The organism is Thermococcus atlanticus, assembly GCF_054657855.1.
This window is the reverse complement of sequence record NZ_BAAHXX010000001.1, coordinates 2,021,977-2,046,532: the sequence shown is the minus strand read 5'-3', so window position 1 is coordinate 2,046,532 and position 24,556 is coordinate 2,021,977. Positions and strand designations below refer to the sequence as shown.

General features: G+C 51.3%; 35 protein-coding genes, 2 tRNA genes and 1 pseudogene. 28 read left to right on the top strand and 10 right to left on the bottom strand.

Annotated features, from left to right (window positions below; all coding sequences use genetic code 11):
• The first annotated feature begins 278 nt into the window (after positions 1 to 278).
• Positions 279 to 488: a hypothetical protein gene (locus ACYQ27_RS11160; protein WP_460041642.1), complete on the top strand. Its 210-nt coding sequence runs from the start codon at positions 279 to 281 to the stop codon at positions 486 to 488.
• A 74-nt stretch (positions 489 to 562) separates the two neighbouring features.
• A complete protein-coding gene (locus tag ACYQ27_RS11155; protein ID WP_456396245.1) occupies positions 563 to 802 on the top strand; it encodes an Lrp/AsnC family transcriptional regulator in 240 nt (79 codons plus the stop codon).
• Here ACYQ27_RS11155 and ACYQ27_RS11150 read toward each other — a convergent pair whose 3' ends face one another.
• A complete protein-coding gene (locus tag ACYQ27_RS11150; RefSeq protein WP_456396167.1) occupies positions 803 to 1,126 on the bottom strand; it encodes a signal recognition particle protein Srp19 in 324 nt (107 codons plus the stop codon).
• Between the two features lie 57 nt (positions 1,127 to 1,183).
• Here ACYQ27_RS11150 and ACYQ27_RS11145 point away from each other — a divergent pair, with 57 nt between their 5' ends.
• From ACYQ27_RS11145 to ACYQ27_RS11120, 6 genes are all read left to right on the top strand, one after another.
• Positions 1,184 to 1,804: a DUF257 family protein gene (locus ACYQ27_RS11145; protein ID WP_456396246.1), complete on the top strand. Its 621-nt coding sequence runs from the start codon at positions 1,184 to 1,186 to the stop codon at positions 1,802 to 1,804.
• 13 nt (positions 1,805 to 1,817) lie between these two features.
• Positions 1,818 to 2,579, top strand: a complete 762-nt coding sequence (locus ACYQ27_RS11140) for a tRNA (adenine-N1)-methyltransferase (RefSeq protein ID WP_456453211.1) — start codon at positions 1,818 to 1,820, stop codon at positions 2,577 to 2,579.
• A 155-nt stretch (positions 2,580 to 2,734) separates the two neighbouring features.
• Positions 2,735 to 3,601 (top strand): sulfide/dihydroorotate dehydrogenase-like FAD/NAD-binding protein, encoded by an 867-nt coding sequence (locus ACYQ27_RS11135; RefSeq protein ID WP_456453213.1) that lies wholly within the window; start codon positions 2,735 to 2,737, stop codon positions 3,599 to 3,601.
• On the top strand, positions 3,598 to 5,037 hold the full coding sequence (gltA, locus tag ACYQ27_RS11130; RefSeq protein ID WP_460041641.1) for an NADPH-dependent glutamate synthase: 1,440 nt from the start codon (positions 3,598 to 3,600) through the stop codon (positions 5,035 to 5,037). The genes ACYQ27_RS11135 and gltA overlap by 4 nt, the downstream gene beginning before the upstream one ends.
• A gap of 63 nt (positions 5,038 to 5,100) precedes the next feature.
• The gene (locus ACYQ27_RS11125) at positions 5,101 to 5,406 is read left to right on the top strand and encodes a nucleotidyltransferase domain-containing protein (protein ID WP_456453217.1); all 306 of its coding nucleotides are present in this window, start codon (positions 5,101 to 5,103) and stop codon (positions 5,404 to 5,406) included.
• Positions 5,399 to 5,779, top strand: coding sequence for a HEPN domain-containing protein (locus tag ACYQ27_RS11120; protein ID WP_456396172.1), 381 nt, complete (start codon positions 5,399 to 5,401; stop codon positions 5,777 to 5,779). Before ACYQ27_RS11125 ends, ACYQ27_RS11120 begins: the two co-directional genes overlap by 8 nt.
• A 3-nt stretch (positions 5,780 to 5,782) precedes the next feature.
• Here ACYQ27_RS11120 and ACYQ27_RS11115 read toward each other — a convergent pair whose 3' ends face one another.
• The 3 genes from ACYQ27_RS11115 to gcvH all read right to left on the bottom strand — a co-directional run bounded on the left by ACYQ27_RS11115 (position 5,783) and on the right by gcvH (position 7,911).
• Positions 5,783 to 6,880 (bottom strand): AAA family ATPase, encoded by a 1,098-nt coding sequence (locus ACYQ27_RS11115; RefSeq protein ID WP_456453219.1) that lies wholly within the window; start codon positions 6,878 to 6,880, stop codon positions 5,783 to 5,785.
• Between the two features lie 249 nt (positions 6,881 to 7,129).
• Entirely contained in the window at positions 7,130 to 7,471 is a 342-nt protein-coding gene (locus ACYQ27_RS11110) for a DUF7132 family protein (RefSeq protein ID WP_456396174.1), read from the bottom strand.
• 35 nt (positions 7,472 to 7,506) lie between these two features.
• Entirely contained in the window at positions 7,507 to 7,911 is a 405-nt protein-coding gene (gene gcvH / locus ACYQ27_RS11105; protein WP_456396247.1) for a glycine cleavage system protein GcvH, read from the bottom strand.
• 120 nt (positions 7,912 to 8,031) lie between these two features.
• On the opposite strand from gcvH, the gene ACYQ27_RS11100 reads away from it, so the two are divergent.
• Genes ACYQ27_RS11100 through ACYQ27_RS11065 form a run of 8 tightly spaced genes read left to right on the top strand, consistent with a single transcriptional unit; the run spans position 8,032 to position 11,901 of the window.
• Positions 8,032 to 8,637: a Na+/H+ antiporter subunit E gene (locus tag ACYQ27_RS11100; protein WP_456396175.1), complete on the top strand. Its 606-nt coding sequence runs from the start codon at positions 8,032 to 8,034 to the stop codon at positions 8,635 to 8,637.
• A gap of 21 nt (positions 8,638 to 8,658) precedes the next feature.
• Positions 8,659 to 8,931, top strand: coding sequence for a monovalent cation/H+ antiporter complex subunit F (locus ACYQ27_RS11095; RefSeq protein WP_456396176.1), 273 nt, complete (start codon positions 8,659 to 8,661; stop codon positions 8,929 to 8,931).
• Positions 8,924 to 9,238, top strand: coding sequence for a monovalent cation/H(+) antiporter subunit G (gene mnhG, locus ACYQ27_RS11090; RefSeq protein WP_456396177.1), 315 nt, complete (start codon positions 8,924 to 8,926; stop codon positions 9,236 to 9,238). Before ACYQ27_RS11095 ends, mnhG begins: the two co-directional genes overlap by 8 nt.
• Complete coding sequence (locus ACYQ27_RS11085; RefSeq protein WP_456396178.1) at positions 9,219 to 9,467, top strand: hydrogenase subunit MbhD domain-containing protein; 249 nt, start codon at positions 9,219 to 9,221, stop codon at positions 9,465 to 9,467. The genes mnhG and ACYQ27_RS11085 overlap by 20 nt, the downstream gene beginning before the upstream one ends.
• Before the next feature lie 5 nt (positions 9,468 to 9,472).
• Positions 9,473 to 9,700: a hypothetical protein gene (locus ACYQ27_RS11080; RefSeq protein ID WP_456453239.1), complete on the top strand. Its 228-nt coding sequence runs from the start codon at positions 9,473 to 9,475 to the stop codon at positions 9,698 to 9,700.
• The gene (locus ACYQ27_RS11075) at positions 9,697 to 10,104 is read left to right on the top strand and encodes a Na(+)/H(+) antiporter subunit B (RefSeq protein WP_456453223.1); all 408 of its coding nucleotides are present in this window, start codon (positions 9,697 to 9,699) and stop codon (positions 10,102 to 10,104) included. Before ACYQ27_RS11080 ends, ACYQ27_RS11075 begins: the two co-directional genes overlap by 4 nt.
• Positions 10,097 to 10,390 (top strand): cation:proton antiporter subunit C, encoded by a 294-nt coding sequence (locus ACYQ27_RS11070; protein ID WP_456396180.1) that lies wholly within the window; start codon positions 10,097 to 10,099, stop codon positions 10,388 to 10,390. The genes ACYQ27_RS11075 and ACYQ27_RS11070 overlap by 8 nt, the downstream gene beginning before the upstream one ends.
• Complete coding sequence (locus tag ACYQ27_RS11065) at positions 10,387 to 11,901, top strand: proton-conducting transporter transmembrane domain-containing protein (protein ID WP_456453225.1); 1,515 nt, start codon at positions 10,387 to 10,389, stop codon at positions 11,899 to 11,901. The genes ACYQ27_RS11070 and ACYQ27_RS11065 overlap by 4 nt, the downstream gene beginning before the upstream one ends.
• On the opposite strand, the gene ACYQ27_RS11060 is transcribed toward ACYQ27_RS11065, so the two are convergent.
• A complete protein-coding gene (locus tag ACYQ27_RS11060) occupies positions 11,881 to 12,288 on the bottom strand; it encodes an ACT domain-containing protein (RefSeq protein WP_456396182.1) in 408 nt (135 codons plus the stop codon). The two genes, ACYQ27_RS11065 and ACYQ27_RS11060, sit on opposite strands and share 21 nt — an antisense overlap.
• A 33-nt stretch (positions 12,289 to 12,321) precedes the next feature.
• Between ACYQ27_RS11060 and ACYQ27_RS11055 the strand changes: the two genes are divergently transcribed.
• The 12 genes and pseudogenes from ACYQ27_RS11055 (at position 12,322) to ACYQ27_RS11000 (ending at position 22,832) form a co-directional block, all read left to right on the top strand.
• Positions 12,322 to 13,515 carry a cation:proton antiporter gene (locus tag ACYQ27_RS11055; protein ID WP_456453227.1) on the top strand — a complete coding sequence of 398 codons (1,194 nt, stop codon included), beginning with the start codon at positions 12,322 to 12,324 and terminating at the stop codon, positions 13,513 to 13,515.
• Positions 13,516 to 13,706: 191 nt separating this feature from the next.
• Positions 13,707 to 14,180, top strand: a complete 474-nt coding sequence (locus ACYQ27_RS11050) for a pyruvoyl-dependent arginine decarboxylase (protein ID WP_456396183.1) — start codon at positions 13,707 to 13,709, stop codon at positions 14,178 to 14,180.
• A gap of 35 nt (positions 14,181 to 14,215) precedes the next feature.
• Positions 14,216 to 14,581: an adenosylmethionine decarboxylase gene (gene speD, locus ACYQ27_RS11045; RefSeq protein WP_456396184.1), complete on the top strand. Its 366-nt coding sequence runs from the start codon at positions 14,216 to 14,218 to the stop codon at positions 14,579 to 14,581.
• A gap of 264 nt (positions 14,582 to 14,845) precedes the next feature.
• The gene (speE, locus tag ACYQ27_RS11040) at positions 14,846 to 15,703 is read left to right on the top strand and encodes a polyamine aminopropyltransferase (RefSeq protein WP_460041872.1); all 858 of its coding nucleotides are present in this window, start codon (positions 14,846 to 14,848) and stop codon (positions 15,701 to 15,703) included.
• 76 nt (positions 15,704 to 15,779) lie between these two features.
• The gene (locus ACYQ27_RS11035) at positions 15,780 to 16,571 is read left to right on the top strand and encodes a UbiA prenyltransferase family protein (RefSeq protein WP_456453229.1); all 792 of its coding nucleotides are present in this window, start codon (positions 15,780 to 15,782) and stop codon (positions 16,569 to 16,571) included.
• Between the two features lies 1 nt (position 16,572).
• Positions 16,573 to 17,496, top strand: coding sequence for a lysylphosphatidylglycerol synthase transmembrane domain-containing protein (locus ACYQ27_RS11030; protein ID WP_460041640.1), 924 nt, complete (start codon positions 16,573 to 16,575; stop codon positions 17,494 to 17,496).
• A complete protein-coding gene (locus tag ACYQ27_RS11025) occupies positions 17,477 to 18,607 on the top strand; it encodes a glycosyltransferase family 4 protein (RefSeq protein ID WP_456453233.1) in 1,131 nt (376 codons plus the stop codon). The genes ACYQ27_RS11030 and ACYQ27_RS11025 overlap by 20 nt, the downstream gene beginning before the upstream one ends.
• A gap of 1 nt (position 18,608) precedes the next feature.
• Positions 18,609 to 19,343: a creatininase family protein gene (locus ACYQ27_RS11020; protein ID WP_456453235.1), complete on the top strand. Its 735-nt coding sequence runs from the start codon at positions 18,609 to 18,611 to the stop codon at positions 19,341 to 19,343.
• Positions 19,324 to 19,953: a hypothetical protein gene (locus tag ACYQ27_RS11015; RefSeq protein WP_456453237.1), complete on the top strand. Its 630-nt coding sequence runs from the start codon at positions 19,324 to 19,326 to the stop codon at positions 19,951 to 19,953. Before ACYQ27_RS11020 ends, ACYQ27_RS11015 begins: the two co-directional genes overlap by 20 nt.
• Positions 19,954 to 20,067: 114 nt before the next feature.
• Positions 20,068 to 21,374, top strand: a pseudogene (locus ACYQ27_RS11010) (RNA-guided endonuclease InsQ/TnpB family protein).
• Positions 21,375 to 21,569: 195 nt separating this feature from the next.
• On the top strand, positions 21,570 to 22,376 hold the full coding sequence (locus ACYQ27_RS11005; protein WP_456452328.1) for a hypothetical protein: 807 nt from the start codon (positions 21,570 to 21,572) through the stop codon (positions 22,374 to 22,376).
• Positions 22,377 to 22,694: 318 nt separating this feature from the next.
• Positions 22,695 to 22,832, top strand: a complete 138-nt coding sequence (locus ACYQ27_RS11000) for a nucleotide-binding protein (RefSeq protein WP_460041639.1) — start codon at positions 22,695 to 22,697, stop codon at positions 22,830 to 22,832.
• Positions 22,833 to 22,927: 95 nt separating this feature from the next.
• Here ACYQ27_RS11000 and ACYQ27_RS10995 read toward each other — a convergent pair.
• The 5 genes from ACYQ27_RS10995 to ACYQ27_RS10975 all read right to left on the bottom strand — a co-directional run bounded on the left by ACYQ27_RS10995 (position 22,928) and on the right by ACYQ27_RS10975 (position 24,493).
• A tRNA-Gly gene (locus ACYQ27_RS10995) sits at positions 22,928 to 23,005 on the bottom strand.
• Between the two features lie 10 nt (positions 23,006 to 23,015).
• Positions 23,016 to 23,092: transfer RNA gene (locus ACYQ27_RS10990), tRNA-Phe, on the bottom strand.
• Between the two features lie 50 nt (positions 23,093 to 23,142).
• A complete protein-coding gene (gene queC / locus ACYQ27_RS10985; protein WP_460041638.1) occupies positions 23,143 to 23,862 on the bottom strand; it encodes a 7-cyano-7-deazaguanine synthase QueC in 720 nt (239 codons plus the stop codon).
• Entirely contained in the window at positions 23,859 to 24,269 is a 411-nt protein-coding gene (locus ACYQ27_RS10980; RefSeq protein ID WP_460041637.1) for a PIN domain-containing protein, read from the bottom strand. The genes queC and ACYQ27_RS10980 overlap by 4 nt, the downstream gene beginning before the upstream one ends.
• Positions 24,257 to 24,493 carry an AbrB/MazE/SpoVT family DNA-binding domain-containing protein gene (locus ACYQ27_RS10975; RefSeq protein WP_456396194.1) on the bottom strand — a complete coding sequence of 79 codons (237 nt, stop codon included), beginning with the start codon at positions 24,491 to 24,493 and terminating at the stop codon, positions 24,257 to 24,259. Before ACYQ27_RS10975 ends, ACYQ27_RS10980 begins: the two co-directional genes overlap by 13 nt.
• Between the last annotated feature and the right edge of the window lie 63 nt (positions 24,494 to 24,556).

Sequence of the window (24,556 nt, the reverse complement as noted above, 5' to 3'; positions counted from 1 at the left end):
TTGGTGTCTTGGCTGAATTTACTTTATAAGACACCACTATGGCAGGTTTATTTGGAAGGTTGCTTACTTTTGCACCGTTCCCCTCAGGGCCAACAACAATAACATAATTCGGTGTGTCTATAACCGTTGCTTTCGAAAGGTGGGATTCTATATATTTGACGGCTTTCGAAGGCTGAACCGTTGTGGTTGTGCTTGTCGTCTGAGTTGATGCACTGCTTGTTGTTGAGGTCTGAGTTGAAGTTGTTGAAGATGCTGATGAACTGCTTACAGGTGTTATTGTGGTTGTTGTGGTGCTTTTGCCCCCAATACATCCGCTTGCTATTACTGAAAAAGCCATAAGACCCACTAAAAACAAAACTAACGGGACATGTTTTTTCATTATAACCACCCCCTTAAATTGGGCAGTTAATAATACCGGAAATCCAATAATAAGTGTTTCGGTTCAACAATCTATATTCAAATCCATGGGTACTCTCTCGGGACATTAACTAATACCATCAGAAAAGCTTGAATGGTATAAATGGCATAACTACAACCGTAAATCTCTCTGGTGGTGAAAAAAATGGTTAGGGCCTATGTTTTATTGACTGTGGAGATTGGAAAGGTTGAAAGGGTTATGGAAGAGCTGAGACAGATTCCCGGTGTTACGAGGGCCGATGCGGTGACCGGACCGTATGATGCAATAGTCCACATCGAGGCAGCAGACCTGGGAGAGCTGACGAGGAAAATCCTGCATGACATCCACAATATAGATGGGGTTATAGATACAACAACCGCAATAGTAGTAGAAATGGAGGAGTGATTACTTCCTTTTCCTCTTCGATCTCCCCCTGGACTTCCGGAACTCCCTAATCTTTTGTGCTATTAGCCGCAGGCTCTTGGATTTGCTGTATTTGCTTTCAATGATGAGCCTTCCATAGCTTCTCAGGTTTTCATCCAGCCCTGCCAGTCTGGGATTCAACCTGTCCCTCTCAATCTTTACGATGCGCATTTTGAGAGCTTCAGCGGCTTCAACTACCTCTCCTATCTTCGGACTCTCCACCGCGAGATTTCTGGGAACCTCCCGTCCATATCTCCGCGGCAGCCTGCTGTCAATTTCACTGGTCCATACAACAAACCTTCCCATGTCCTACACCTAAAAGATTTTAAAAGTGCCACGATTAAAAAATCTTTGGTGGGAGTAATGGATATCAAATCCCTCAGAGACTATCTGCTCCGCGAGATATGGAGGGGGAGCACCGTACTTGTTGAGTATCCCAGCAATTATTCTATCGGAGATTTTGTGTGGGGAACTCTTCTACCTTCGATTCCCGAAGGAGAGCAGGTTATAGTTGATGATTTCTTTGGTATCGGTGATTTAACCTTCAGAAACTACCTGAGGAAGGAGTCGGGAGAGAGGTACAGAGCCCTTCTCGATGCCATCAGAAATATCAAACTCATAAAGATAGGGCCCGGAAGGGGGAGCTATGGAACTGTAATCAATGAGATACCCCTGACATATGATACCCAGGAGTTTATGGACAGATACTACAGCTGTTTAAAGAGGCTGGTCACTGAATTCGGCAAGCCCGCATACTTCTTCACATTTGGTCTGGCCGAGTACCTCTACTTCGGTGGAGAAAAAGCAATCCGCACGATTTTAACACTCCAGAGCGTTCTCCCGATTGAAGACTGGACATCGATATATTTCATAAACGGAAACCTTATGGACCCAAGACATCTTGCAATACTTGAGGAGATATCATCATCCGTTCTGGAAATATCATTGAGCGGGGAGAGCGTGGATGTTGTGATCAAGAAGTAAGAAGGTGGAGCAGGTGATAAAAGAGGGCGACAGAGTTCTCCTGATTGACCCCAGGGGGAAAAGATATCTGATAACAGCGAGGAATGAAGAGTTCCACACCGATCTGGGGATTCTGAGACTGGGTGAGCTCCTTGAAAAGGACTACGGGGAAAGCATTCTCAGCCACAAGGGGAAGGAGTTCAGAATACTGAAGCCCGATGTCAATGACATCATAGCGAAAATGAAGCGCGGGCCCCAGATCGTCCACCCGAAGGATGCAGGCATAATCATCGCCTACGCCGGCATATCACCCGGAAACACCGTGATAGAGGCCGGCGTTGGGAGCGGGGCGCTCACAATTTTCCTTGCGAACATAGTTGGGCCGAGCGGAAGGGTCATAAGCTACGAGGTCAGGGAGGACTTTGCAAAGATAGCCCGTAAGAACATCGAGCTTTCAGGCTTCTCAGACAGGGTAACGATAAAGCTCAAAAACATCTACGACGGCATAGACGAGGAAAGCGCTGACCACATCATCCTCGACCTGCCCCAGCCCGAGAACGTCCTTCCCCATGCGGTGGAGGTTCTGAGGCCGGGCGGCTACTTCGTGGCATACACCCCCTGTATGAACCAGGTTCACCGCTTCTTCCAGGCCTTCCAGGAGTACCGGGAGGAGTTTTACAAGCCGAGGGTCGTTGAAGTCCTTGTCAGGGAGCACGAAGTAAAGAAGGAGTGCATGAGGCCGAAGACGACCATGCTTGCCCACACCGGCTACATAACATTCATCAGAAAGCTATAATTTCTGTTCTCTTTTCGATTTCCGGCATTTTTCACAGAAGGTCTTGTTATGCCGTCGCAGTATTGAACCAGAGGTTATCAATATCTTTATAAACACCAAAGGTTTCAAACCCATGTAGATGCTCATACCTGAACATATGAACGGAGGTGTTCATTGTGTATAAAATCCTTGAAAAAAGGGAAATCGCCATGAGAAACACCTGGTTTAAGATTCACGCTCCCCATGTGGCCAGAAAGGTTCAGCCCGGCCAGTTCGTCATAGTCAGGGCATTTAAAAACGGGGAGAGGATTCCCCTAACACCCGTCATGTGGGATAAGGAGGAGGGGTGGATAGTTCTCATAGTCTTCACCCGCGGAAAGACCACCGCAAGGATGGCGGCCGAGCTGGGGGAGGGCGATGGCATACTCAACATAGCCGGCCCGCTGGGGAACCCGGCGGAGATGGAAAGGTTTGGCAAGATACTGGCGATTGGAGCCTACACGGGAATAGTCGAGGTGTATCCCATAGCCAGGGCCTGGCAGGAGTTTGGAAACGACGTCACAACACTCCACGTCACCTTCGAGCCGATGGTCGTCCTCAAGGACGAGATGGAGAAGGCAGTTGGAAGACACATCCTTGAGACCGTCCCGATAGACCCGAACCTTGACTTTCCAGCCAACATGAAGAACGTCACCAGAAGGCTCACCGAAAGGGTCAGGGAGCTTCTCGAAAAGGAGCACTTCGACCTCGTCTTCATGGTGGGCCCCACGGGAGACCAGAAGGAGGTATTCGAGGTCGTTAGGGAGTACGGGATTCCCATGGAAGCTGACCTCCACCCGATAATGGTGGACGGAACCGGTATGTGCGGAGCGTGCCGTGTTACCGTAGGAGGAGAGGTCAGGTTTGCGTGCATAGACGGGCCGAGCTTTGATGCATATAAAGTTGACTGGGAAGAGCTGATCCACAGGGTTGGCTTTTATGTGCCCAAGGAGAGGATGGCGTTTGAGGAATATCTGAGACAGGTTCGGGGAGGTGTGCAGTGATGCCAAAAAGGAAGCTCATTAAAGAGAGGATTCCAACACCCGAGAGACCCGCGGGAGAGAGGATTAAGGACTTTAATGAGGTCAACCTCGGCTACACCTTTGAGCTGGCCGTGAAGGAGGCTGAAAGATGCCTTCAGTGTCCTGCCAGCTATGCTCCCTGTATCAAGGGCTGTCCCGTCCACATTGACATCCCGGGCTTCATAAGCAGACTCGTGGAGTACCGCGACGACCCTGATAGGGCAGTTAAGGAGGCCCTCGACGTTATCTGGGCATGCAACTCCCTGCCTGCCACCACCGGAAGGGTGTGCCCGCAGGAGGATCAGTGTGAGATGAACTGCGTCATGGGAAAGGTCGGCGACAAGGTCAACATAGGCAAGCTTGAGCGCTTTGTGGCCGATTATGCCAGTGAAAGGGGGATAGATGACGAGCTGTTAGGCGAGATAATTCCGGAAATTAAGAGGAAGCCTCAGAAAGTTGCGATAATCGGAGCAGGTCCGGCGGGCCTCACGGCCGCAGGCGAGCTTGCGAGAGAGGGCTACGGGGTTGTCATATACGAGGCACTTCATGAAGCTGGTGGTGTGCTCATGTACGGTATCCCGGAGTTCAGGCTGCCGAAGAGCATTGTGGAGAGGGAAATCAACAAGCTCAGGAAGCTCGGTGTTAAGATACTCACCGACCACATTGTCGGCAGAACCGTAACCATCGAGGAGCTCCTTCAGGAATACGATGTGGTCTTCATAGGCTCGGGAGCAGGGACACCGAGACTCATCAACGCCCCCGGCATAAACCTCAACGGCATCTACACAGCGAATGAGTTCCTCACGAGGGTAAACCTGATGAAGGCCTATCTTTTCCCGGAGTACGACACCCCCGTTTATGTGGGCGAAAAGGTCATAGTTATTGGGGCGGGAAACACGGCAATGGATGCAGCGCGCTCGGCCAGAAGATTCGGGGCTGATGTTACCATAGCCTACCGCAGGGGGGAAGAGGACGTTTCAGCAAGGGAAGAAGAGGTGGAGCATGCAAAGGAAGAGGGCATAAAGTTCGAGTTCTTCCTGAACCCCGTCGAGTTCATCGGCGAAGACGGCAGGGTCAAAGCTGTGAAGTTCGAGAAGATGAAGCCCCTTGAGGAGAGGGACAGCAGAGGCAAGAGAAAGATAGTCGGAACCGGGGAGTACGTAACGCTCGAAGCCGACACCGTTATCATAGCCATCGGAAAGCACCCCAACAGGCTCATCGTCAGCACGCCGGGCTTAAAGGTCGAGCGCGGAAGGATTGTGGTTGATGATAACATGATGACGAGCATTCCGGGAGTTTTCGCGGGTGGAGACGCGATAAGGGGAGAGGCTACAGTCATTCTGGCAATGGGCGACGGAAGAAGGGCAGCTAAGGCCATCCACGAGTACCTCATGAGGAAGAGAAGAGAGAACGCGTGAGGTTTTCTTTTTATCCTTTTCTGTTCCGAAAGTATTTTTAGTGTTGATTGCTTATTATCACACATGAAAAAACGGGAAGCGGTTGAGTACTTTTCCAGGCTTTTAAAGGAGAGATATGGGGGGAGGATAAGAGAGATAATCCTCTTTGGCTCCGTTGCCCGGGGAGATGCCGGGGAGGAGAGCGACATAGACGTTCTCGTCATCGCTGAGGGGATAAGTCAAAAGGAAATCTCAGAACTAACATGGGAGGTTCTGATGAGAACCGGAGAAGTAGTGTCGGCGATAGTTGAAAGTCCGGGGGAGTTCGAGGAGATGAAGGATACATCGTTCCATCGGACAGTTCTCAGGGAGGGTGTTAGGATTGGATGAAGTTTCACGGAACATCGCCCTCGCGGAGGAGAATCTGGGCGAAGCCAAGCTTCTTTTAGAGCACGGCTATTACCGGGGAGCGGTCTCAAGGGGCTATTACTCCATGTTCCACGCCGCGAAGGCACTCCTCCTGATGAAAAACTACAAGCCGAGAAAGCACGCGGGAGTCTTGAAGACACTCGGACTGGAGTTCGTCAAAGAAGGATACCTTGAGGAAACCTACGCCAAAGCCTTCAAATACGCATTCGACATGAGAAGCAAAGCGGATTACAACGCCATGATTAAGATTGACGAAGAGACTGCAGGAGAAATAGTGGAGGAAGCAGAGAAATTCCTTAATGCCGTCAAAAAGGCTCTAAAGAGGCTTATCTGAGGATCAACGGAAGCACGCCTCCAGTATTGGATCGGGAATGTGGTAGCGGACGTTTCTGCCATCCCTAACCTTCTCAAGGAACGAGGAATCAACGAGGGCCTTTAAAAGCCTCGCTAGTACACTGTCCGCTATACTTTTTCCCTCATTCCTTTCGAGGTGTTCCTTTATCTCCTCCCACGTTCTTTTGCCATAGGCGACGGCCTTCATTATCTCGACGTACCGGTTCCTCGCGGCGGGTCTCTTTGAGAGAAAGTTCTCGAATTCATCCATCGCAAGGGCATTCGCTTCCTCAAAAACCTCGTCAACCAGCTTCTCGGAGAGCCCTTTTTCCATGGCTTTCCTGCCGAAGAGAACCAGCCAGCCCACTATTCCATCGAGCCTCTCAACGGCGAGGCTTATGAGCTCGTCCGGGGGTGTTAATCCCACCTGCTCAAAGCCTTTCTGGAGGAACTCTCTGCTCTGTTCGGGCGTGAATCTCCCCAGGGAAATTTCATGGAAGTACCTGCCGTAGAGGGGAGCCTTGGGGTCATCAACTCCAAGGTAGTCGTGGAGCAGGCCCACCTCTGAACCCGTCATGACCATTCTGAGGTCGGAGTAGTCGTACAGGTGGGCAATTAATCCGGCAAACTCGCTCCCGACCGGCCCGCGGAGGTACTGAACCTCATCAAAAGCTAGGACAACGTCGTACTTTTCCAGCTCACGAAAGAGTGCTATGAGGTCGGTTCTCTCCTCTTTCCAGGAAAAGCTCACTCCGAGGCTCAGAACCCTAAGGCCGGCTATGTTTTTGAGCTCGGTTTTAATCTCCTCCCAGAGGTTACGGTTTTTGCGAAAGAATCCATTGAGGGAGCTTTCTATTCTTTTGTACACGTCCATGCGTGAGTTGGGGTTGACACCCCGGAAATCTACGAGAACGTAAGGGACCCCCAGTTCGTTGAGACCCACCACTAGCAGAGAAGTCTTTCCAAGCCTTCTTATACCGGTGATGACTGTGAGGGGATTACTGGACATAATTGACTTTTCAAACTCCTTCAGCTCCACTTCTCTGTCGTACAAATCTTCCCGTTTTCTCTTTGGTCTGATGTCAAAGTACACAACTACCACCCCAGTAGTTAACTACTGGGGCAGAAGTTATAAGGGTTTCGTGATGTTTATCAGGGAGTAGGTGGAGGTGACTACCGGCGATGACGAGCCTCACGATAGCTGAAGCTGCGCTTCGCGCAGCGGCGTGATGATGCACATACCGGCCGAGCCGCTGGGTTTTTAACTCCCCTGGAGAAACATACAACGAGCGATGAAGACCTCTAGGGTATCTGATACCGCAATGTAGGTGATGAAAAAAGAGAGCGGAGCTCACTCCTTTTCAACTTCCTCTATTTCCTCAAGGACGTGTTCAAACTTCTTGTAATCCTCGCTCTGGCCGATGAGGGTTATGAAATCGTCTATCTCCTTCTTCTCAAGGAAGGCCCCTGCCAAAAGCTTCCCGGTGTAGCGGTTGTTTTTGATCTCCCAGAACATGTAGAACTCGGGGAAGCTCTCCTTAATTTTTCTGTAGGCCACACCGTACTTTGAATCCTTGAGGGGGTTCTGTTCGATGTAGAAGTGGCCCGGCTCAAGCTCTATCATGTGGAGAATGGCACCCCTCCGGGTTCTCACGAGCTTGACCTTAACGTCCCATTCCTTGAGAACCTTCATGAAATCACCCCCAAGAGAAAGAGTGGGGAGAAAGCTCAGAGCGTCTCAAGGTATTCCGCATAGGCCTTGGCATCCATGAGCTCCTTGAGCTCTTCCTCAAGGTTTTCCGGCTTGAGCTTGGCGATCCAGTTCTCATATGGCTCTTCGTTGATGAGCTCTGGCGAATCTTCAAGCTCTCCGTTGACCTCCACGACCTCGCCGCTCACGGGTGCATAGACCTCGCTTACTGCCTTAACGCTCTCCACTTCACAGAGAACTTCCCCTTTCTTGAACGCTGCCCCGACCTCCGGGAGTTCCACGTATGCTATGTCCCCGAGCTCCTTCTGGGCGTAGTCGCTTATTCCGACAAGGACTGTTCCGTCCTCAAGAACTTTCGCCCATTCATGGTCTTTCGTATAATAAAGACCTTCCTCAACCTTATACTCTCCGACTTCGATCATGAGAACCACCGAGGATTTTACGCCTAAAAAACATTTAAACCTTTCCTCCCCGGATGCCTCGGTGTGCCTGCCAACATAGGCCTCAAAACTGTTATAACATCTGGAATCAATAATAGGAATATGAGCCGGATGCACTTCTACCTTAAGGAGCGCCTTGAGGATGTGAGGAAGAGGGTTCTCTATGAGCAGTACAGAGCCCAGAAAATACCCGTGTGGGAAAGGATAGCACTCACCTGGGGCGTCCTGTTTCCCTTCTGGCTGATAGTGAGCGGGAGCACAGCCCCGGGCAACCTCCTCATAGGGGCCATCACGACCCTTATAATCTCCTCCTTCATGAGGGATATGCTAACAAAGGATATAAGGCCAAAAGGCAGCGTGCTCCAGAAGGCCCTGTATTTTCTTCTGATTTACGCTCCCCAGCTTGCCATAATCATGATGTTCAGAATTCTGGAGAGCAGCGTAAAGGTTGCAAGGAACGTCATATTCATGGACATAAATCCGGGGATAGTCAAGATAGAAACCGATTTGAACTCGGACACCGGAATAGCGGTTCTTGCCAACTCAATAACCCTGACCCCGGGGACACTAACCCTTGATGTTAAAAGGAAGCTCGGGGAGACATATCTCTATGTCCACTGGATTGATGTCGAAACGCTCAACAGGGAGGATGCTGGAGAGAAGATAAAGGGGGATATTGAGGAATGGCTGAAGAAAATCTTCTGGTAGCGGAGGGGTGAGGGATGAGGGATGAATGAAGGAACCATCCTGACGGGAGCGGTGATGGTGCTCACGCTCACCAGCCTGCTCCTCACGTACAGGGTGCTCTTTGGCCCGACGACGCCGGACAGGATAGTCGGGGTTAATACCATAACAACCAAGGCGGTGGTCATGCTCGCAATCTTCGCGGTTGTCCGGGGGGAGTACTACCTCCTTGACCTGGCGATAGTCCTCCTGATGGTCAACTCTGTTGGGGGTCTGATATTTGCCAAATATCTTGAGAGGGGTGGGGCCATTGATTGAGTACCTTCTGCTTGCCTTTGGGGAGGCCATAATGGTTTTTGGAGCCCTCGGAATACTCCGCTTTCCGGATGTTTACACGAGACTTCATGCCGCTACAAAATGCGATACAGGTGGGGCAATGACCATACTGATAGCCCTTGCATTGATGACCAGCGCTCCGAGCCTTATAAAGCTCAAGTTTCTGGTTCTGGCGTTCCTCATAGCGCTAATCAACCCGATGGTTTCCCACGCGATAGCGAGGGGGGCCTACAAATACGGCATAAAACCGAAAGTCGTGGTGGATATGTATGCCTGGGATAATCCATGAGCTCCTCCTGCTCCTCATGATAGTCCTTTCAGTGGCTGTTGTGGAGGAAAAAAACCTCGTTAATGCGGTTATTGAGTACATCCTCCTCGGGCTGGCATTCACCATAGTTCTCTTTCAGCTCAATGCCCCGGATGTTGCGCTCTCGGCAGTAGTTGTGGGGGCCGTTGTGGTTGGCCTCTTTCTCTTCGCCATAGGGGAGGTGAGGAAGTGGGAGTCAGGGAGAGGATAGCCGCGATGATAATCGCCCTTGCACTGGCGCTGCTTCTCCTCCAGCTGGACTACTCACGGAGCGGTTTCGGCAGCTATTCCTACTATGTATCCAGCTGGCGTGATGTGGGGGTTCCCAATCTTGTAACGGCCATAGTCGCCGACTGGAGGGCATATGACAGCCTTGGAGAGGCCACACTCCTGTTCACGGCGGTTACAGGGGTGTATCTCCTTTTGGGAGGGAAGAAAAAGTGAAGATGAGTCTGGTCGTGAGAACAACGACGAAACTGATGAGCCCATTTCTTGTGGCATATGCTGCCTATCTGATGATTTATGGCCAGATGAGTCCGGGAGGCGGCTTTCAGGCCGGTGTAATACTTGCGGTCAGCGTTGTGCTGCTGATAGTCTCCCAGGGATACAGGAGCGTCAAGAAGAGGTTTAAGATGAGGGAGGTGGGAGCGATAGAGGGAGTTTCAGCTCTCGGACTGGTTCTGCTCGGACTGGCGGGAATGCTCTTCGGAGGCTTTTTCTACAACTTCCTTAAAGGCTGGTGGAGCGGGGGGACAGTGGTTCTCTTCAACATAGGCGTGGGTCTGAAAGTCGGGGCGGCCTTTGTGATGGTCTTCTACGTCATGCTGAGGTGGGTTGAGAGTGATTGAGGCCGAAATGACCGGGATAATCATCATGTTAGTGGGGTTCTACGGGCTGATGAGCAAGAGGAATTTAATAAAGATAGTCCTTTCGGTAAACATAGTTTCGGTCGGGCTGGTTCTGTTCTTCGTCGGCACGGGTTATATTGAAGGGGCGAGCGCTCCGATAATGCCCGGAAGAAGTGTTGTTGACCCTCTCCCTGCAGCCCTGATGCTCACCACCCTCGTGGTTGATGTCGCCATAACGGCCCTGGCGCTGACCATAATACTGAGAATGGGGAGGGAAGAGGCGTGATTCCGGTTCTCGTTGCAGTTCCGCTGCTGTTTGCGTTCATGACCGTGCTGGTGGATACGGTCATAAGATCACGGAGAATCCGGGCCGGAATGGTCCCTCTCCTTTACATCTCGGGGTCTCTCTTGCCCTGGCCGGTTCTGCTGGTTTCGTACAAAGGCACGCCTGTGGATGAAATAGTTGGGGGCTGGACAAGGGCGGGGGGCATTGAGGTCGCCCTGAACGGCTACAATTTCTATTTTATTCTGGGAGCGCTGATACTGTTCTCCGCGGTTTCCATTTACTCAGCCGGCCATTTCCGCACGGGAAAGGAATATTCGGTCATCCTGCTGATGGAGGCGGGCGTCCTTGGAGCTTTCATAAGCCGCGACCTCTTCAACTACTACATATACATGGAGATAGCCTCCGTGTGTGCGTTCATCCTGACGGCTCTTTCGGATGAGGAGGGGGCAAGAAAAGCCGCTTTCAGGTATCTGGTGTTTTCCCTCACCGCTTCATATCTGTTCATCTTTGCAACGGGCATTATATATTTGAAAACTGGCTATCTGAATCTGGAGCTTATAAGACAGACTGCAAGGCCTTCGAGGGAAATCATCACAGCTGTCGGGATGGCGTTCTCCGCGCTCCTCCTGAAGGCGGGAATATTTCCCCTTCACTTCTGGCTCCCTGATGCCCATTCCAGAGCATCAACCCCAGCGAGTGCCCTGCTCTCCGGTGTGGTGGTCAAGGTTCCGGTCTACGGAATGCTGCTGCTGTTTTATGCACTCCCCGTGGGCCCTGTGATGAGAAATGCCCTCACGGTCGTTGCGTTCCTCTCGATATTCGGGGGAATCGCAGGGGCTCTGTTCCAGATCAATGCGAAGAGGCTCCTCGCATACTCCACGGTCTCCCAGCTTGGCTACATCCTCCTCGGACTTTCGACCGGCAGCATTTACGGGGCCATATACTACTCCCTCGCCCACATGCTCTTTAAGGGAGGTCTATTCCTGAGTGTGGGCTCGCTGGCGGATGCTCAGGGCACGAAAAACATGAGGGAGCTCAGCTACAGGGGTAACAGGGGGGTTATGGCGGCTTTGCTGCTTCTGAGCCTTGCACTTCCGGGAATTTCACCGTTCATAACGGCCTACGGTAAAAAGCTCATACTGTCCGGCCTCTCATGGCCTGGGGTTCCTCTCCTTTACGCCGCTACCGCAGGCACCATGCTATACATAATCAAGCTCAACTACCACCTTGCGGGCCCCGGAAAAAGGGGGAGCGTGAAAGCTCCGGTTTCGTTGATTCTCGGGCTGTTGACACTGATCTCCGGCATTTATCTGAGCCCATCGCTAAACCCCGCTGACTGGATGCTCCTCCTTTTAACCTCGGTTGTGTTCATGCTCATCAGGAAAACCGGAATTCTGGAAAAAACCCTGCATCTCACGCTCGCTGGAGAATTCGGGAGGGAGGTCAACATGCAGATGATGCTATTCTTCCTCTTTGTGCTCGGGATGATGTTAATACAGGGGCTTCAGTGATACCTCCTTAACCTCCTCAATCCCCGAAAGCTCCTCCTCAAGCTCCTCTATACCAACACCGGCCCCGCTTATATCAACAACGGCGATTATGGCGGCAAATCCTATGTGCTCAAGCTCTTCGGCCTCGTTAAACAGTATGTTGACCCTGTTTCTCCCGAGAACATCGCTTATCTTCGCAAGGACTCCGGGTTTGTCGAGAACAACGAGCTCTATCTCCACAAGCTTTTTCCCGGGCAGGGCAATTCTCTCAAGGTGCATCTCCTTCAGGTCGGTGTCTATCTCAACGAGAAAGTATGCTCCCTCCAGCAGGCCCACCTCATATGCATAATCCGGCGGAATCTCAATCCTGCCCCTCTCCTTCACCCTGATGATTTCATAGTGCCTCATAAATGGGATTTGGAGAAAAGGTAATTAAGGTTTGTGCCGCAGTATTACTGTTACACCGGCACTCAGGAGGGCAATCAGGTGGATGTGATAGGCTATGTTTTCATAATCATTGCATTCGGGAGGATACTGGCGGAGGTATTTGAAAGGATGGGGTATCCCGGTTTTCTCGGGGAGATTTCAGCGGGTTTGATCCTCGGTGTGGCCCTGACAAACCTCCCCCGGAGCGAGATGAGCCTTCTGGCCCAGTTCGGCATCTTCTTCCTCATGATATACTCAGGACTGGAGCTCACACCGGAGGAGGTCAGGCTCGGGGGCAGGAAAAGCTTTCCTATATATGTTGTAACCTATGCTGTCATGCTTTTTGTGACGCTGCCTTTTACAGGCTATTCCCTCTCATATGACAGCTTAGTGGTCGCGGCAATACTGTCTGTGGCATCCGCCCCGATAGTGATAACCCTCGCAAGGTTCTTCGGGAAGGAGTTCCTTCATGTTGCCCTCTCCTATGCGGTTATAAGCGAGGTCGGGAGCCTCGTAATCCTCTACCTCCTCATAAACTTCGAGCTTCACCATCTGAGCTACGCAGGGCTTTTCCTCGAATTCGTCAAGGATATCCTCTTCCTCGGGGTGGTTCTCGGGCTCAACTATGTCATAGGCATACAGCACAAGGTTCAGATAATCCGGGCGCTTAGAAAGCTCAGGAGCGACGAGGCCGTGTTTGGGGTGTTCATGATACTCTCTACATCCCTGGCACTGATAAGCGAGGAAATAGGCCTCCACTTTAGCATTGGGGGTTTCCTTGCAGGTTTGCTCCTCCACAGCGACCTCGTGGGAACAAAGCAGTTCGAAAGGCTCCGCACAATAATATCAGGCATAACCTACGGCATCTTTGCCCCGATATTCTTTGCCTGGAGGGGCATCAACTTTGAGACCGAGTTCTCCCGCGATGTGGTGTATTTCTTCGTTCTGATTTACATGGTGAGGGTGCTCCTGACGACCCTTTTCGTGTGGAAGGATGATTTCAGAAGTTCGGTAGTCAGGGCCACGGGAATAGCGAGCTTTGGCGTCCTCGGCCTGCTCGTTGGGGAGCTCGGTTATGAGCATGGAATCCTGAGCGCGCACATGTATGCCCTCGCTTCCCTTGCGAGCATAATGGGAATATTCATCTCCGCAACAATCGGCCGCATGATATCCTATCTTAACGAAAGACAGAACATTGAGATTCAATGATTTAACCGGCCTTTTCTCCTTTATTTTTGCCCCGGGCCCTGAAAAACAGGCCATTTTCGATTTGGTCAAAATCCGAAAGCTTTATAAGCAATCCATCGAGTAGCGACTAATTGAATTGGAAATTTCGGGATTATCACATACCAAATCAAAATTGGGGAGTTAATAACACTCCAGAGCGGAGGTTGTGAGAGATGAGCTGGACTACGCCCAAACGGGCATTCCTCGGAGCGGCATCTGCTGAAGGCGGGACAAAGTTAAATGCCTTTGACAACGCCCTGCTAAAGCTCGGTATTGGCAATGTTAACCTCGTCAAGCTCAGCAGCGTCATTCCAGCACACATAGAGTGGATGGATGAGGTGCATGACGTCCCAATCGGCATGCTCCTCCCGACGGTCTACGCACACATAGAGAGTGACGAGCCGGGTTCAACGATAAGCGCTGCTTTGGGAGTTGGAATCAGCGAGGGAAACGAGGGCGGCCTTATATACGAGTACTCCGGATACTGCAGCAGGGAAGAGGCCGAGGAGATGGTGCGCAGAATGGTGGAGGAGGGCTTCAGGGTTAGAGGATGGAAGCTCAGGGAGTTTAAGGTCGCTTCGGCTGAGGCTGTTGTCCGGGATAAACCTGTCGCCGCTTTGGCTGTCGTTGTGATGTTCCCGTACTGAGCTAATGGGAGGTGAGCATATGGAGGGTGAGGACGATGAAGGGTGTGGAAAGTCCTCTCGGAATGCACGTTATCCTCGACCTCTACGAATGCGATCCGGCTGTTTTGGACGATATGGAGGAAATAGAGAGAATTCTGACTGAAGCCGCCGAGCTGGCAAATGCCACAATTATTGATAAGCGTTTTCACAAATTCTCCCCGCAGGGCGTTTCCGGGGCCGTTATCGTTTCTGAGAGCCACATAACAATTCACACATGGCCGGAGCATGGCTACGCCTCAGTTGACGTCTACACCTGCGGGGATCACACGATGCCCCTGAAGGCGAGCGAGTTCATAATCAGGGAGCTCAGGTGCAAACGGCCTGCCCTGGTTAAAGTCGACAGGGGTCTGCTCTTCAGGTGATATTTTCCATCACAGGGTTTTTAGCTCTCTTCTCCCCAACTTTATGTGGAGAATCCCTGATTGGAGCCCTGCCCTTCAGGAGTGATGGGGGCGTGTCTAAGATTGTTGATGTTTGTATGGTTAGGGGGTAAACTTTTCAGAAGATGCACTCTAACGATGCAAAAACTTCAAGTAAGCCACTACACCAACTCAACTTTTAGACACGCCCGGGGTGATGGTGAAGTTTTTAAGCTCCCCCTCTTTTCTTCCCAACAGGTGATGCTCATGGGATTCAGCGATGAGGAGAATGCTTTCATCGAGTGGTATCCCCGCGGTTACGGTGTTGGCTTTAAGGTTAAGGCGAGACTCCTTGAGATTCAGACCAGATACCAGAGGCTTGAGCTGTACGAAACGGAGGGGTTTGGAAAGCTCCTCGTCCTCGACGGCACCGTTCAGCTGGTTGAGAGGGGTGAGGAGAGCTACCACGAACCCCTTGTTCACCCTGTCATGCTCGCCCACCCCAATCCGGAGCGGGTTCTCATCATCGGGGGAGGCGACGGCGGAACCCTCAGGGAGGTTCTGAAGCACGGAACTGTGGAAAAGGCCGTGATGGTTGAGATTGATGATGCCGTCATAGACGTCTCCCGGCGCTATCTTAACATTGACAGGGGAGCGTTTGAGGATCCGAGGGCTGAGGTCATTGTCGGAGACGGGGTTGAATATCTCAGGAATGCCGGGGAGAAGTTTGATGTGATAATCATAGACTCAACAGACCCCGTGGGCCCGGCGAAGATGCTCTTCTCCGAGGGGTTCTACAGGGATGTGTATAACGCTCTGAACGGGAGAGGTTTAATGGTAACCCAGGCCGGCAGTGTCTATCTCTTTACAGAGGAGCTCCTCGGTGCATACAGGGAAATGAGCAGGGTGTTTGACAGGGTTTACTACTTCAGCTTTCCAGTCATAGGATATGCATCCCCGTGGAGCTTTCTGGTCGGGGTTAAGGGGGATGTGGACTTCACGAGGGTCGACCTGAGCAGGGCGGAAGGCCTTGAGCTAAAATACTACGACCCCGAAAGACATGAAACGCTCTTCCAGATGCCCAGGTATGTCAGAGAGCTGCTTGAGGCTTTCCCCTCCCTATGAAGATTTTTCTTCATACCTCTTCACATTTTTGTGAAAAGGCTTATAAACGTTTCAGAAGATGTCCAGTGGTGGTGCTATGTTACGAGCAGCGTTCAGAAACACGAGGATAGCTGACGGAAGGTCGTTCATCGGCATGGGAGTCCTTGGCCTTCTCATGAACGTCAGGAATCTTCCGGATTTCAAAAGCATCCCTTTAATCCTTATCTCACTCCTTCTCTATGTCGCCTATGCATTCTCGATTAACAACTGCTTTGATGTCGACACCGATATTCTGAACCCGAGGAAGCGGGATAAAAACCCGATAGCCAGCGGTGAGCTCAGCTTCAGGGCAGGGGCTGTTTTCTCCGCAGCGCTGGCAATCTCGGGGATTCTGCTCGCCTCGCTCCTCGGCAGGGGTGAGCTAATCATATACGTCTCAATGGTATTCCTGGCTACCCTCTACTCGGCCCCTCCAAGGCTGAAGGCACGGCCGGTGCTGGATGTAGTATCCCACGGGATGTTCTTCGGCATGATGCCATTCATCTACGGGGCGTATTCCGACGGCGTGCTCAGTCGATATGAGCTTGCAATCAGTCTGGCAATTCTCATCTACTCCTTTGCACTGGAGCTGAGGAACCATCTTGAAGACTACGAGAGCGACCTCGCTGCGGGCCTGAGAACAACGCCCATACTCATAGGGAGGGAAACCTCGGAAAGGCTCGTCATGGCGTTCTCTGGCATCTCAATAGCGATAGTCCTCATGAGCTTCAGCACGCCTTTCGGAGCCCTTGGAATGATTGCCGGTGTTAGGGTGAGCTACAGGACGCTTGATGGCATGATGGTGTCTCTTTTAGCGCTGCATGCGGTAAAGATGCTGCTGGGTGCATGAGATGAAAAAAAGACGACTGCTGAGCGTTGCAGCCCTCATAATTTCAATCGCCTACCTCTACAGCAATATAGATGCTGAAGAGCTCCTTCTGGACATCAGGGGGGCATCCCCGGAATACCTTCTCGTGGCCTTTATGCTGTCGGTTTCAGCCTTCCTCCTATCCACCGTGAGATGGTATCTCTTTCTGAAAGAGGTGCAAAAAACCAGCTTTAAAAGGACACTGCTGGCTTCAATAAGCGGCTATTACCTCATAACAATCCTGCCACAGACCATCGGGCACATGATAAAGGTCAGACTTGTGGGGGGAGACTATTTCAAGGCCCTCTCCGCCCTCGCAGTTGGAATGAGCCTTGAGGTTCTGGTAATCGTCCTGTTCGCCCTCGTTTTTGAGGGCTTTATGAAATCCAGCATCCTGTGGCTCTGTCTGATTCTCCTGCTCCTCCTGAGGGAGGAGTGGGTATATAAAATTCTGGATTATCCTTTAAGATTTATGGAGATTCGAGGGGCTAAAAGGGTTGCAGCACCGCTCAGGGATTATCTAAAGAGGACATACATCGGATGGAGGATGGCGAAACGGAACAGGCTTATCTTTTTTGTCTCGTTTATCCTTTCAGTTATCATTCTGTTTCTTCAGATATTTTCCATAACGGTGGTTGGGGAGGCATTCGGCATTCATATCCCGATGCGGCGCGCGATTTATGGTTTTGTGATGAGCCTGTTATTTGCCTCGGCAAGCGGCATACCCGGTGGCTTTGGGGCAAATGAGTTTGGACTTGTTCTGGGCATAGGAGCCTCGACAAAAGCCGCCGTAACGGCGTTTGTGTATAAGTTCCTTTTCCAGTATGCATATTCGGTGTTCGGGGCAGTGGTATTCTACAAGGTGGTTTACAGGATGGTGAGCAGGGATGAGGATAGCCCTCGTTAGCGACTGGTATTATCCCAAAATCGGGGGTGTGGCGACGCACATGCATCACCTGGCGCTGAAGCTCAGGGAGAGGGGACATGAGATCACCATCGTCACCAACAGCAGGGGGGAGCTGGGGGAGGAGGGTATTAACCTGCTCAGGATTCCGGGAGTTGTGAGTCCCATCCTCGATGTGAACATCACATACAGCCTCAAATCCACGAGGGAGCTCAATGAGTTTCTGAAGGACTTCGACGTAATACACTCCCATCACGCATTCACACCGCTTGCGCTGAAAGCCGCAAAGGCCGGCAGGAGGATGGGGAAGGCGACGGTGCTCACGACACACAGCATCTCGTTTGCCCATGAGTCGAGGCTCTGGGAGGCTCTGGGCTTAACGTTTCCCCTGTTCAGCAAATACCTCAGATATCCCCACAGGATAATAGCGGTCAGCAAGGCGGCTAAAGCTTTCATAGAGCACTTCACGGATACTCCCATAGAGATTATACCCAATGGGGTTGATGACGGAATCTTCAGGCCGGTTCGGAACAGGGAGAAAATCAAGGAGGAATTCGGTGTTGAGGGAAGGGTTGTGCTGTACGTCAGCAGGATGAGCTACCGAAAGGGGCCGCATGTTCTGCTCAACGCGTTCTCGGGTATCGAAGATGCTGTCCTCATCATGGTGGGCTCTGGGGAGATGCTGCCCTTCCTGAAGGCACAGGCAAAGTTCCTGAGGATAGAGGACAGGGTCAGGTTTTTGGGCTATGTGGAGAGTGGGATGCTGCCGAAACTTTTCGGGATGGCGGATGTCTTCGTTCTCCCTTCGGTAACGGCGGAGGCCTTTGGGATTGTGATACTCGAAGCTATGGCCTCGGGTGTGCCCGTCGTTGCAACAGACGTCGGAGGAATCCCCGAGATCGTGAGGGAGAGCGAGAGCGGTGTGCTCGTTCCGCCCGGCAATGAGCTTGAGCTGAGGAATGCTATTCAGAAGCTCCTTCTGGACGATGGCCTCAGGGCGCGTTTCGGAGCCAACGGCAGAAAGGCAGTTGAGGAGAAATACTCGTGGGACAGGGTGACGGAAAGGATAGAAAAAACTTATGAGGATATCCTCTCAAAATCCAACGGGGATTGAAATGCGCATGGAAGACCTGACCTGGAAGGAGTTTGGTGAAGTCAGGAAGAGCATAAGCACAGTGATTCTTCCGATAGGAAGCGTCGAGGCACACGGCAGGCACCTGCCCCTCGGCACGGATGTTTTTGCACCCGTGGAGATAGCGGAGAGAGTTGAGGCAAAACTGAAGGAGAGGGGGGTGGAAATTCTAATAGCGCCGCCCATATGGTACGGGCACAGCTTTGTTCTCAACGTCTTCCCCGGCACCATAAACGTGAAGGCAGATACGCTCAGGAGATATGTGCGTGATGTCGCGGGTGAATTCGCCGAGGAGGGCTTCGGGAGGATAATCCTGCTGAACGGGCATGGGGGGAACTACCACCCTCTAATCGAAGCCGCTGAGGAGGTTGCTGAAAGGTACGGGGTTGAGGTGTGGCTCATAAACTGGTGGGTCGACTTCAGGGAGGACATACTGAGCATCTGCTCATCGCAGGGGCATGCGGGGGAGGACGAAACCTCCGTGATTCTGGCCATAAAGCCGGAGCTGGTTAAGATGGAGAAGGCTGCTGGGGAGAGGAGAACCTCAAAGGTCAGGGTCATCAGAAAGGACATGGGGCTTGAGCTGTTCCCGGATGGGGTCAACGATGATCCAAGGGGAGCGACTGGGGAGAAGGGGGAGGCAATCCTCGATGTGGTGAGCGAGAAGATTGCCCGTCTGATTTTAGAGGCGGAAGGACATGAAAGAGGTACTCGATGAGATAGACCGGAGAATAAAGCGGCTGGAAGCCGAGATAGAGCTGGCCGAGCTGAGCATGCGGAGAATGGAGAGGAGCCTGAAGGGAGAGGAAGTCCTCAGGAAGGCGGGTTCTTACTCCCTCTATTATCTTCTCTTTGCGGTTGTGTGGATGGTTGCGGGACTGCTCTTTCTCATCGGCATCAGGAACAGACTGCCTGTGGCCGCGAACCTCCCTGTCCTGCGGTACGGCCTGTTTTTCATCCTGATATTTCTCGCACCGGTTGCATACATACTGTGGACGAACAGGGGGGAGAGGGCGACAGAGGGAATCGAGTCGAGGGAGAGATGGGCCAGAATGGTGATCAGGCTGTTCTACACCCCCCTGAAGGAGGCGCTGGAGAGGGGGGATGAGGCGAAGCTTGTTGAGCTTGCGGATTCCCTTCTGGAGAACAGGGAGCTTGCGAGGGCAATTGAGGGAGTCAATGAGGGGGATTCAAAGATGATGGCTTATGCACTCTACCTCTACATAAGGCGCTCCCCGGAGCTTAAGGCGGAGATTGTGGAAACCTCTGAGAAACTTGCCAACAAGCCCCTGAAGAAGCTCCTCCTTCTGGGCATGAAAGATTTATGACATTTTTCTTTTGCAAGCCCTGCCCTTTAGGGTGGGGTACGATGTTCTTCAAACTGGCCATTAAGCAGGAAAGCAACACTCTTTTAAAGCTTAAAATCTGTACCATACATTGAAATGAAGCGTTCAGTAACGGTTAAACTTCAACCCTCAAAAGCTCAAGAAGAAATCCTTTTCGAATTAGCTCACGCTACAGCCATAATCTGGAACAGGCTGAACTATGAAAGGCTCAAACAATTCAAGGAATTCGGGAAAATAGACTTCAACAGGACGGAAAAGGAAGCTTACCACGAGTTTAGGAACTGGATTGGCGGCTCAACAGTCCAGCAATTGGGGAGAAAGAATTCTGAAAGCTGGAGGAGTTTTTCCAGCTCAATAAAAAGAAAAAGAACGGAGAACTGCCGGAGTGGTTCAAGCCAAAACCGCCAAAGTTCATCAGGGAGAATAACGGGCGGAAACTCTTCATAATTCCACTCCGGAACGACCAGTATAAAATTATGGGAAACGTCATCGAGTTGAGGAGGCTCGGAAAATTTGGCAGGCTCAAAATCCAGTTCAAGGGGAGAATTCACTTAAAAGGCAAGCAAAGCAGGTTGGAAATCACTTATGATGAAGTTAAGCGGAAGTGGTACGCTCACATCAGCCTTACGGTTGAGGAGAAACTTGAGAGTGGGGAGTGGGTTGCACTCCCGAGAACTCCAAAAGGAAGCCTTTCTGCTGGAATTGACTTGGGAGTAAACAACTTAATGGCCATTTATGTTGAGAATGGAGAAAGTTTTCTGGTCAATGGAAGGCCAGTAAAGAGTATCGACTTTTACTGGAGGAAGAGAATAGCGGACTACCAGTCCAAACTCAATAAATCGAGAGCTAAAACTAGCAGGAAGCTTAAGAGAATGCACAATAAAGCAAAAATTCAGGCTAAACACTACATTAATACGGCGGTTAGACAGACTGTTAGAAGGCTTTATGAGCTTGGTGTTTCTAAGATTGTCGTTGGTTACCCTAAGGGGATTGCTCGGAATTCCGATAAGGGTAAAAAGCAGAATTTTCTGCTTTCTCACGTGTGGAGGTTTAATTATGTTATCAAACGCTTGAAGGCAGTTGCTGAGGAGTATGGTATTCTGGTTGAGGTTGTTGATGAGGCTTTCACTTCACAGCTTTGCCCTCTCTGCGGCCAGCGGCATTCTAACGCTCGCTTTGTTAGAGGTTTATTCAAGTGCCGCAGGGAGGGTGTTGTTATGAACGCTGATTTGGTTGGTGCTTTCAACATTTTGCGCAAGGTTAAAACGATAACCCCGAGCCTGCCTGCTCTGGCGGGTAGGGGTAACTGGCCTGAGACCGGGCCGGAGGGGTTCGAAGAACCCGTTTTAACGGGTTCTCTGATGAGAACCCCTCAAACCTCCCCGTCACTGGCGAGGGGTTAATTCGCTGGAACCCTCAGCTAAGGCGGGAAGGAGGTCAGACATATTTCCATCATGTTTTGAGTTGTTCATTTTGTTTGTTTTGAATGTTTTCATGCGAGCACTCTCTCAAAAGTAAATTCCCTCAAAAGCAACTCTCAACATCTGATGAGAACCAAGGTTTATAACAACTTTCTCCTCTCTTCTTATGGTGAGGATATGAGATTTGAAGTGCTTACCAGGGAGGATATGATAGAGCTTTCAAGGGAGCTGAGCAGGGCGGGCATAATGAACAAAACAAAGGAGGAAGTGGAGTGGGAGGTGCAGCATTTTCTGGTCATCAGGGAACGCTATTATGAACTCGTCGAAACGGCGGAGAGATACCCCTTCATCTGGGATAAGCTTGAGGAGGTGCGTCAGGCTTTCGATGCAATTCTCTCAAAGTGGGAGCAAGGGGAGGAGAAGAATGTGGAAGAGCTGTTTGATGAAGCCGATATCAACAGGCTTGTGGTTCTGACGGCGCTCATTGAAGGAGGATACATCGAAAACGGGGAAAAGCTCAGGCTCATTAAAAAGCCGGAACTTGATGAGCTGGTTCTTGAACTCAGGTTTTCCCTGGAGGATATAGATGACCTGGAGGAGTTCGAGAGGGAAGCCAATGCAGGGCTCGTGGCCGAATTCACGCTGATGAAGCACTACTACGTTGAAGTGATGGAAATTGAAAAGGAGCTCATACAGAAGGCGGTTGATATCGCGGAGGGCTACGTAACCGAGGAATCCCTTGTAGATGCCCTTTTTGTTGGAATAGCCAAGTCGGTGCTGGCTGATGTGATACTTGAACTGGCGGAGGAGAAGAGGAAGAAGAACGAGCTAATTGAAGCGCTGCTTTCGAGGGAGCCGATCGTCGTTGAAGGCAGGAGGGAAAAAATAAACCTTTATTTTGATGAAGAGGCCATAGAGGACTTCCTCAAGGAGCTGCAGACCCTTGGATACCTCAAGGTTAAGGGCAACAGAATCTGGGTCTGATGTTGTGGGGTCTGTCCGTCGTGAGTTTTTGGGAAAGCCCTCCTCATCAAGCCAATTCTCACGACGGACTTGGGTTTCATCAGCTTCAACTCCCCTCCGGCGGAGACACCCTGGCCTCGATGGGGATGTGGCATGTCCAGGAGGGCGCGTCTGAAATTAGTGATGGTTGAGTTATGCGGTTAGCCCTTCAGGCGGTTTTTCTCTGAGGGTGCAAAAACTTCAGTAAAGCATCAAACAAAACAGCACCAACTCTTGATACGCCATGTCCGGGAAAAATCTTAAAAATCAATCCTCGAATCTCCAACGGAGGTGGAGGGGATGGCGATGCTCAGGGCCATAAAAATTGAGGACAGGGATGGAGAGGTCTACTTCCGCTGTCCGAGGTGCGGGTTGGTCTTTAAGAAGAGCAGGGACTATGTAAGGCACGTAAACAAGGCCCACATCAGGAAGTCCTGATGCCTCCATTTATTCTGTCCGACCTTTATTTTCTCCTGTATCCTGTATCCGGATTTGGCCTTTTCGCCGTGTCCTCCAGCCGGCAGAAAAGTTTCTGGTGCGGTGGCCGGGATTCGAACCCGGGTCACCGGCTTGGAAGGCCGGTGTCCTAGACCAGGCTAGACTACCACCGCTTTGAGAGAATGGTGGGGCGAGGGGGATTTGAACCCCCGACACCCGGATCTTCAGTCCGGCGCTCTCCCAGGCTGAGCTACCGCCCCGTGCCCAATGGATAGGGTAGAGACCAGATTTATAAATCTTGCGGTATCCATCAAACTTTCGGCTCCACCTCATAAACCGTCCTGTCCTCTCCAATTGCCTCCATAAGTCCGCGGTGCCTCCTGACGCAGCTCTCGCACTCGCCGCAGTGTATGGGCTTTCCATCCCTTGTGAAGCCCTTTGGCATATAGCAGGAGTTCGAGTACTCGTATTTGGCATTCATCTCCTTCAAAAGCCTCGCTATGCCCTTCTTGTCGAGGTCTATGAGCGGTGCGACGACCTTCACCCCGGCCATTGTTCCATATTTCAGCATCTCGTTCATCTTTTCGACAAACTCTGGAGTGTTGTCCGGAAAAGTTGCCCCCTCCTCGGCGTTGAAGCCGACTATTATATCACCCCCGCCGAGCGCATCGAGGAGCGAAGCCGCTAAGCTTATCAGCACGACATTACGAGCGGGAACCCAGACACTCTTTGCAGTCTCTGTTGCTCTCTCGAAATCTTCAATCTCTTCAGCTGTAACCTTCGGCGTCTCGCCGCCGACGAGCGTTGTCCCCCTCAGCTTTGAGAACTCCTCAAGGAAGTCGAGTTTAACAATTTTCAGCGGGACGTTAAGCTCCTTCGAGAAGAACTCTGCAACCCTGTTCGTAACTCTCTCCTCGTTGCTTCCGTAGTTTACCGTCAGCATGATGACCTCTTCGTAGTTCTCCTTAGCCCAGTAGAGGCATGCCGTCGAATCGAGTCCTCCAGAGAACAACACCACAGCGCGCTTCATTCCAACACCTCCGGTAGTAGCTTAATACCCAACTTCGCGGCACGGTTTCTAAGCTTTTTGTCGTAGGTGGCGAGGGTTCCAACCTCCTTAGCTATGGCGAGGATTACGGAGTCGTTGTAGTGCTTCAGGCCAAGGTTTCCAAAGAGCTCAAAGGCGGGAAGTAAATATTGCATGTCATCCACGAGGACAACCCTTTCATTCAGGAGAATTTTTGAGAGCGTTTTTTCTGCCTCTTGAGGAGAAATCCCGGCAGCGGCAAGGTTCCATATGAATTCATACACCACAATCGTCGGCAACACTATTCTGTCAAGGGAACTTATAAGCCCCCTTGCCTCTTCGTATCTGCGGGAGCTTCTGTTGACCGAATAAATGAAAGCATTAGTGTCAACGACCGCTACTCTTCCCATCTGGAAGCCTCCATGAGTGCCTTCTTTATGTTCGTCTCTATCTCCTCGGGTGTAAAATCCCTGCCAAGGTCAAGGCTTGGCCACTCCATTTCAGCCCTCTTGATGACTATCTCCTCCCCCCTGAGTTCAACGCTGAGGTATTCCCCCTCCTTTATGCCGAGCGCCTTTCTAATCTCAGCAGGAATCGTTATCTGGTAGTTGCGGGTGACCTTCGTTATCGGCATAGTAACTCACCGTAGTATAGTAGGCTTTTCTCCTATAAAGTCCTTTTGGCTAAGAAGAGAGGA